This window comes from uncultured Roseovarius sp., from assembly GCF_913054395.1.
Lineage (GTDB): Bacteria > Pseudomonadota > Alphaproteobacteria > Rhodobacterales > Rhodobacteraceae > Roseovarius.
Map to the genome: position 1 here is coordinate 1 of NZ_CAJXIP010000144.1, position 7851 is coordinate 7851.

Consider the following 7851-nt stretch of genomic DNA (forward strand, 5'->3'; position numbering starts at 1 on the left):
CTTTATATGTGGGCGGATGGCGGCACAGAGCGGCGGGCCAAAGGTCAGGTTCGGCACGAAATGCCCGTCCATCACATCGACATGCACCCAATCGGCGCCCTCGGCCTCAATCGCCTGAATTTCCTGGCCGAAATTGGCAAAATCCGCCGACAGGATCGACGGGGCGATTTTGATGGAACGATCAAAGCTCATGGGCTGACCTCTTTGCGCGGGTTGGGATGCCCTGCACATGCGCCCGACGCGCCCTGAGGTCAAGCCCCCCTGCGGCAATTGATCCTTGCCAGGTTTCATGGCACCGTCGCCCGAACCGCAGCAAACAACAGGACGATGCCCCATGCAGGCACAGATGATGCACCGGCCGCTCAGGATCATCGACATCCTGACCCATGCCGCCACGGCGTTTGGCGATCAGGGGATTATCTCGGTGCGCACAGAAGGCGACATTCATCGCGCCACCTATCCCGAAACGCTTGCGCGGGTGGCCCGGCTTGCCCATGCGCTTGACGCGCTCGGGGTCAGGTTCAGCGACCGGATTGCGACGCTGGCCTGGAACGGGTATCGCCATTTCGAGCTTTATTACGGCATCTCATCCATAGGGGCGGTGTGTCACACGATCAATCCGCGCCTCTCGCAGGAACAGCTTGTCTATATCGTCAACCATGCCGAAGATCGGATTTTGTTCATCGACACGACGTTTGTGCCCCTGATCGAGGCGGTTCGTGATCAGCTTGCACCGGACCTGCGGTTCGTGATCCTGACCGACCGCGCGCATATGCCCGAGACCACGCTAGACGCGCTTTGTTATGAAGAGCTGCTTGACGGACAAGCGCAAAGCTATGACTGGCCCGAGTTCCCCGAGGAGACCGCCTCGGGGCTGTGTTACACATCAGGGACAACGGGCAATCCCAAGGGTGCACTTTATTCGCACCGCTCGACCTTGCTGCACGCGATGATGGTGCCAATTTCGCAAACCAGCAGCTTTCGGGCCGGGGCGAGGATCTTGCCGGTGGTGCCGCTGTTTCACGTCAACGCCTGGGGCCTGCCCTATACTGCGCCGCTTATGGGCATGACGATGGTGATGCCCGGCGCCGCCCTTGATGGCGCAAGCCTGTTTCGCCTGATGGATAGCGAGGCGGTCTACTCGGCCTGGGGCGTGCCCACCGTCTGGGCCGGGCTATTGGCCGAGATCAAGGCGCAGGCGCGCGCACCAGAGGGCTTTGGCGATCTGGTGGTTGGCGGATCGGCCGCGCCGCGCGTGATGATCGAAGAGTACGAGGCGCGCGGCGTCACCGTTTGTCAGGCCTGGGGCATGACGGAAATGAGCCCGATTGGCACCCACGGCGTTCTGCCCCCTGCCCTTGACGATGCCCCCGAGGCCGACAGGATCACCGCCAAGGCCAGTGCCGGGCGGCGGATTTTCGGGGTCGAGTTCAAGATCGTCGATGACGAGGGCGTGCGCCAGCCCCATGACGGCACCGCCAGCGGCGAGCTATATGTGCGCGGCAATACCGTGATCAGCGGCTATTTCAACAACGAGGCCGCAAGCCGCGCCGCGATGGACGCCGAGGGCTGGTTCGGCACCGGCGATGTGGCCTCGATCGGCCCGGACGGGATGCTGGTGATCCGCGACCGAACCAAGGACCTGGTGAAGTCGGGCGGCGAATGGATAAGCTCGATCGACCTGGAAAACGCCGCCATCGCGCACCCCGCCATTGCCGCCTGTGCGGTCATCGCCGTGCCCCACCCGAAATGGGATGAGCGCCCGGTTCTGGTGGCGGTACCGGCAGGCGAGGATCGCCCGGATCTGGCCGATCTGCACGCCCATATGGCGGCGCACTTTGCACATTGGCAATTGCCCGACGATCTGCTCTGGGTCGATGAGCTGCCGCTCACCGCCACCGGCAAGGTGTCGAAACTTACCCTGCGGGACCGGTTTTGCGACTATGTCCTGCCCGATCAGAGAGAGGGCGACACATGAGCGCCGGGCTTGACACCAATGCCGCCGCCGCGTGGCTAAAGGATCACCTGCCGGGGTTCGACGGACCGGTGAGCGCGACGAAATTCAGCGGCGGGCAATCCAACCCGACATATCTTTTGCACACGCCCGCGCGCAATTACGTGCTGCGGCGCAAACCGCCGGGGGTGTTGCTCAAATCCGCCCATGCGGTCGAGCGGGAATTCCGGGTGCAACGCGCGCTCGAAGGCAGCGACGTGCCTATCGCAAAGATGCACATCCTCTGCGAAGACGACAGCGTGATCGGCTCGCCGTTTTACATCATGGACGAGGTGCAGGGCCGCAACTTTGACAGCCCGAGCCTGCCCGGCATGACCCCGCCCGAGCGCGGCGCGCTGATCGACGAAATGAACCGCGTTCTGGCGGCGATCCATGATGTCGACATCACGGCGGCGGGCCTTGCGGATTACGGACCCACCGGCAATTATTACCGCCGTCAGGTTGACCGCTGGTCAAAGCAATACACGGCCACCCAAACCGGGGACCTGCCCGATATGGTCGCGCTGATGAGATGGCTGGATGGCAATATCCCCCCCGATGACGGACAGCGCAGGCTGGTGCATGGCGATTACCGCCTTGATAACCTGTTATTTGCCAAGGACGGCCCCCGCTGTCTTGCGGTGCTCGATTGGGAACTGTCGACCATCGGCCACCCCTATGCCGATCTGGCCGCGGTGATCATGCAATGGTCGATGCCCGCCACCCGGGAAGGGCGCGGACTGGCCGGGGTTGATCGCGCTGCGCTTGGTCTCTGGAGCGATCAGCAGTTTATCGACAGCTATTGCGCCCGTCGCGGATTGGATGGCATCGACAGTTTTGGCTTTTACCTGGCATTTTGCTATTTCCGCATGGCGGCCATCCTGCAAGGTGTGAAAAAACGCGCTCTTGATGGCAATGCCTCTGATCCCGAGCGCGGGCTACAACTTGGCCAGTATGTGCCGCAATTTGCCCGCGCGGGGATCGACGCGGCGAAAGGGATTTCATGACCCAAGACCTTGACCCCACCCTCATCGAAACGCCCTCGGCCCTGCAAACCCACCTTGGGTTTTCCATGACCGGCTGGACGCCCGATTATGCGCGCATCGAATTGCCCCTGCACCCCTACCTGATGAACCGTCAGGGCCTGCCGCATGGCGGCATCCATGCCACGCTGCTTGATACGGCGATGGGGTTTGCCGGGTGCTACACGGGCGACCCCAAGCGTTCGCAGATGGCCCTTACCCTGTCGATGACGGTGAATTACCTGGCCCAGGCACAGGGCGCGACCCTGATCGCCGAAGGCTGGCGCACCGGGGGCGGCAAGACCAGCTATTTCGCAAGGGGTGAAATCCGCGACGACAGCGGCACGCTTATTGCCACCGGCACCGGGGTATTTCGCTACCGGCGCAGTTGATCACGCGAAGCCATGTCACGGCTTTGACTGGCGTTTCACCTGCCGCTGAAACATACTGTTTCCACAACCTATGCATGATCCGCGCAATCTTGCCCAAATTGCGTCAAAATATTCCGGCACATATCTCGGCATTAGATCGTCACTAAATAAATTTGATCACCAATGCTTGAGAAAGGTGGATATTGTGTTCAGTGAATTTGCGGGAAAGCATGACCCAAAAGACATAAACGGAAGCGGCAAGCAAAGGTCGCATGCAAGGCACGACAGGCTTCCTGCGCTGATTGACCAGGCGGAAATTGACGAAAGCTATGACCCGGCTCCGGTTTCGCGGCTTCGCAAGTGGATCGCCAGCGTAACCGGCAGATAGCCTTGCGCAAGGCCCGAATGGCCTGTTCAAGCGCGCCGCAGATACGCATCAACGGCAAGGCGGCGCTGTTAACCTGGCCGGGAACGCAGGATGACCACCGGTTCGATCTGTGTGGCCTCGACACATGTCGGACGGAATGACAAACTTTAACCGGAAAGCAGACCCATTCCCTCCACAAGAGCGTGCGACAACACTAGTCGGCTTAAAGAAAACAGAGAGTTAAACAGGTCAAATCATGAGGCGTTCTGGAATTGATCAACCGAAAGCCACGGTCGAGTCGGCCGATGCCAGGCTCCTTCAAAACCTGAAAGACTATACATGGGCAACCTTCGCGCTGCTCTGGCAGCGGCAGGCGATCTATCTTGCGACCACACTGCTGACGGCGTTTTACTTTGATCCGCTCAATGCGGCGATATTTTACTGCACGATCGTGTTTTGCGAACTTCAGGACATCATGATTGCCAGACGTGTAAGACGGCTGCACGTGAACCAGAAGCGAGCCATACACTCCAGCCTGATATGGGTGTTGCTCAACACGATCCTAAGCTCTGCCGCAATCTGTCTCTATGCCGTATCCATTGCCTTCAAACAGGAACTCGGCGGCCATTTCACACCACTGTTCTTTCTTTTCGCAGCGGCCCTATTTGCGGCCATGAACAACCATCAGCTTGTGCTGGCATTGGGCATCAGGTTGGGAATTTACGGCTTGTCCTTTCTGGTCATCGTATTCTCGGATATCTGGATATCGCGGCCAAGCTTGGATTCCGAGCTTTGGCTGCATTTTTTCACCGTTATCTTCGTGATGTATTTCCTTATCGACTGCTCCATCGTCTTCCTGAGACTTTATCGTAAAAACCTGGCCCAACTAGAGGCACTCAGACAGGAACATGAGCGAACGAAAGCCGCCTATGTCGTCAAGTCCCAGTTCATATCGACAGTCAGCCACGAACTTCGCACGCCACTCACTTCGATCCGGGGATCGCTTGATCTTCTGAATTCCGGCGTGATGGGCGAGGTTCCGGAAAAGATGAAAAGCCTTCTGAACATGGCTGGGAAAAACAGCAAACGCTTGTCCAACCTGATCGACGATGTGCTTGACCTGCAAAAGATAGAAGCCGGGGAAATGAACTATCGCAAGGATATCCTGAGCGTTCAGGCCCTTGTCAATGAAGCGGTCAACAGCAACGTCGGCTATGCAACCGCGCATAATGTAACCCTTGTCGAAGAATGCCCCGAGGATACCCCGCTAACGATCGAAGGCGATGAAACCCGCCTCATGCAGGTCTTGGCGAACATGATTTCAAACGCGGCGAAGTTCTCGAAGGAGGGTGGAACAGTAACCGTCGGATGCAAGAGCATCGGCGACAAGGTCAGAATTTACGTGAAGGACACCGGCTGCGGAATCCCCGAAGGCGCGGAAAGCAAGGTTTTCGGTCGCTTCAGCCAGTTGGATTCATCCGATCAGCGGCGTGCCGCGGGAAGCGGTCTGGGAATGAACATCTCGAAAGAGATTGTGGAATCGCATAACGGCATAATCGACTATGTAAGCGAAATTGGATGCGGAACCACCTTTTTCACTGAATTCCTGGCCCACCGGGCGCCGCCTGAACTGCCTTAAGCGGTTTGCATTTCATTGGATGGAACAGGTCATGTTGCATCTGCGGCCAGGCGCAAATTACCAACCTGCCGCAATACCGTTCAGATAGGTGTTGCCTTCAGGATCATCGGCCCTTCCGGACGCATCGTGAACGTCAGAACGGGGCGCGGAATGGGAACATCGGTCAACGAGAATTCGATCTTGCGCAGAACGCTGGCAATCAGAACCATGATTTCGGTTTCCGCATATTGTGCGCCAATACAAATCCTTGGTCCGGCTCCGAAGGGTATGAACTGACCACGAGGAAACTTGTTCGTCAGAAACCGGCCCGGCCGATAGTGGTTCGGATCTTCCCAGAGTTGTTCGTTGCGATGAAGCGAATAGACCGGAAAGAAGAGTGCATCGCCCTTCTTGAACTTAATGCCCTTGATCGTCAGAGTTTCTGCGGCATCGCGGGCGAAAAATGCGGCCGAGGGATAAAGGCGCAGCGTCTCGTTGATATGTGCCCTCAACAGCTCCATTTTCTGAACATCGTCATAGGTGACTGGCCCGTCGGGACAGATGGACAGAACCTCGTCCCGGATCATCGTCTGCACCTCGGGGTACATCGCCAAAAGATAATATCCCCAGGCCAGCGCATTGGCGGATGTCTCGTGCCCTGCGACGACGAATGTGAGAAGGTTATCAACCGTGGTTGCTATATCCTCATAGTCCTCTTCCAGAGCCGCGATCATCAGGTCAAGGAAATCCTCCGGAATGACCCGGTTCTCCGCACGCCTGCTTTCGATCACCTGCTGCGCCAGGATACGCATATTCGTAACCGGCTTTTTACTCCGCAACCACTTCCGGCGCGGTATCCATTTCGGCAACCGCATAAGATCAAAAAGCGAAATCTCCGAAATGTATTCGAAGTACCGCTTCAGACCGGCCCTTATTTCTTCTGCCGAGACCTCTTCGTTGCCGGAAAAGATGACCCGCGAAATGTTGGTAATGGTGGATGCGGGCGCCATTTGCGTGACGTCCACAATCCCGTGCCCTTCATATAAAGAGTCGGCAACTTCCATGCCGGTTTCCGCGAAATGCGTTGCCAAAAGCGGCAGGTTCCGTGCCGCAAACAAGGGAGAATACCGCTGGCGCTGTTTGCGCCATTTCTCACCTTCCGCCAGGATAAGACCGTTGCCGACGGCCGAGCCGATGATGTCCTTGGTGAATTTGGCCTTCGGAAAACGCCGCCCGCTACCGACCAGAAGTTCGGTGATGATTTCGGGATCACAAATGTAGTGAATATTCAAAGGGCCCCGAACGTAGGTCTGCTCCGAGGTTTCCTTTGGAATGACCTCGAGCATATTTCGCCCCGCCAGCCGTGCAAATTCCATAAGCCCGACGGGTTTTGTCGCAAGCTTGGCCGCTATCGGCACCGCCTCAAATGGCGCTGGTGTCGTCATCATACCCCCACCCCCGAATTACCAACCAGCGGTTTTTGCTTTCCCTCCACGCCCCCAATAAGAGCGCGACGCAAGGCTCAAACATAGCCACCGGAAAAATTCGGAAACGATTTCATCAACTTAGCCAAAAGCATCCAGTCAACAATACAACCGTGCCATGGTATCCATTCTTGTTTCTTCCGCAATCAAAGCGAAGTCCCAAGAAGTGTTAACCATCCCCGTGATGTTCGGCAAGGGCAGTGGAACCATTGCCGCAAAACGGTCTTGAACTGTTGTGGGTGTGTTGCAGTTTGCCTTGTTTACGCACAGCGGCAAGCCGGAGGGCTTCGCGCGGGGGCTATTCGATGTTCAGATAGCTGTCTTCGCCAAAGAGCTCTCGCAAAACGCGCTCATAGACCCGTTTCTGCCCTTTTTTCTGAGGGGGATAATAGCCGTCCACATCGAAACTTTTCGCATAGTCGCTCTTGCGCATCTCGCTTTCAAGATGCTTGGCGCAATCGATGGCTCTCTTGAGCGCTCCGGTCGCATTGCTCCGGGACAACATGCGCATGGATACCGGCTCTCCGACCAGAACCTCTACACGCTCATCCGCTACGTGCCGTTTCAGCTGCGCACCGACCATCTCGCCAAAGCTTAGCGTTCCAAGGATGGAATCCGTCACTTTCCGGCCGTGCAAGATAACCACGAAAATGCCGCTGCCACGGTATGAAAAAACAAAATCCATGTCATCGGCTACACCTTGAATGCAGGAAGCCACATCCTGGATGGCATCCCGAAAGCCTTCGCATCCAACATGATGATAAAACATGTCGGCATCTTGCAGGATGACGGAAATGGCTTGCGAGCCAAACATCTTACGCCGCGCGAGCTGCGCAACGTAGTTGTCAAATTCAACGTATCGCAGGAAATTCTTCAGCCCGTTGAGTGAGATTGGATCTTCGAAATTCAATTGCTGGATGGTTTCCAGTTTGTATTTGAGATCGCTTGCGCATTGCATGCTTTTTTCGGTTTTGCGGCGGGACTGTACCAGACTGT

At 57.1% G+C, this 7851-nt stretch carries 6 protein-coding genes and 1 pseudogene; 4 read left to right on the forward strand and 3 right to left on the reverse strand.

Going from position 1 to position 7851, the window contains the following annotated elements; all coding sequences use genetic code 11:
• Nucleotides 1–192: pseudogene (locus tag QZ522_RS15750) on the reverse strand (ribulose-phosphate 3-epimerase); the annotation flags it as partial.
• A 142-nt stretch (nucleotides 193–334) separates the two neighbouring features.
• Here QZ522_RS15750 and QZ522_RS15755 point away from each other — a divergent pair.
• The 4 genes from QZ522_RS15755 to QZ522_RS15770 all read left to right on the forward strand — a co-directional run bounded on the left by QZ522_RS15755 (nucleotide 335) and on the right by QZ522_RS15770 (nucleotide 5392).
• Nucleotides 335–1978 carry a long-chain-fatty-acid--CoA ligase gene (locus QZ522_RS15755; RefSeq protein ID WP_294613702.1) on the forward strand — a complete coding sequence of 548 codons (1644 nt, stop codon included), beginning with the start codon at nucleotides 335–337 and terminating at the stop codon, nucleotides 1976–1978.
• Nucleotides 1975–3000 carry a phosphotransferase family protein gene (locus QZ522_RS15760; protein WP_294613704.1) on the forward strand — a complete coding sequence of 342 codons (1026 nt, stop codon included), beginning with the start codon at nucleotides 1975–1977 and terminating at the stop codon, nucleotides 2998–3000. The genes QZ522_RS15755 and QZ522_RS15760 overlap by 4 nt, the downstream gene beginning before the upstream one ends.
• The gene (locus QZ522_RS15765; RefSeq protein WP_294613706.1) at nucleotides 2997–3407 is read left to right on the forward strand and encodes a PaaI family thioesterase; all 411 of its coding nucleotides are present in this window, start codon (nucleotides 2997–2999) and stop codon (nucleotides 3405–3407) included. Before QZ522_RS15760 ends, QZ522_RS15765 begins: the two co-directional genes overlap by 4 nt.
• 602 nt (nucleotides 3408–4009) lie before the next feature.
• Complete coding sequence (locus QZ522_RS15770; protein WP_294613708.1) at nucleotides 4010–5392, forward strand: HAMP domain-containing sensor histidine kinase; 1383 nt, start codon at nucleotides 4010–4012, stop codon at nucleotides 5390–5392.
• A gap of 80 nt (nucleotides 5393–5472) precedes the next feature.
• Here QZ522_RS15770 and QZ522_RS15775 read toward each other — a convergent pair whose 3' ends face one another.
• Nucleotides 5473–6819: a cytochrome P450 gene (locus tag QZ522_RS15775; RefSeq protein ID WP_294613710.1), complete on the reverse strand. Its 1347-nt coding sequence runs from the start codon at nucleotides 6817–6819 to the stop codon at nucleotides 5473–5475.
• A 334-nt stretch (nucleotides 6820–7153) separates the two neighbouring features.
• Nucleotides 7154–7851 (reverse strand): hypothetical protein (locus QZ522_RS15780; RefSeq protein WP_294613712.1); only part of this gene is annotated, 698 nt, incomplete at its 5' end.

Coding starts and splice junctions, on each gene's coding strand:
- QZ522_RS15760 (WP_294613704.1), top strand. CDS start 1,975: ATGAGCGCCGGGCTTGACACCAATGCCGCCGCCGCGTGGCTAAAGGAT.
- QZ522_RS15765 (WP_294613706.1), top strand. CDS start 2,997: ATGACCCAAGACCTTGACCCCACCCTCATCGAAACGCCCTCGGCCCTG.
- QZ522_RS15755 (WP_294613702.1), top strand. CDS start 335: ATGCAGGCACAGATGATGCACCGGCCGCTCAGGATCATCGACATCCTG.
- QZ522_RS15770 (WP_294613708.1), top strand. CDS start 4,010: ATGAGGCGTTCTGGAATTGATCAACCGAAAGCCACGGTCGAGTCGGCC.
- QZ522_RS15775 (WP_294613710.1), bottom strand. CDS start 6,819: ATGATGACGACACCAGCGCCATTTGAGGCGGTGCCGATAGCGGCCAAG.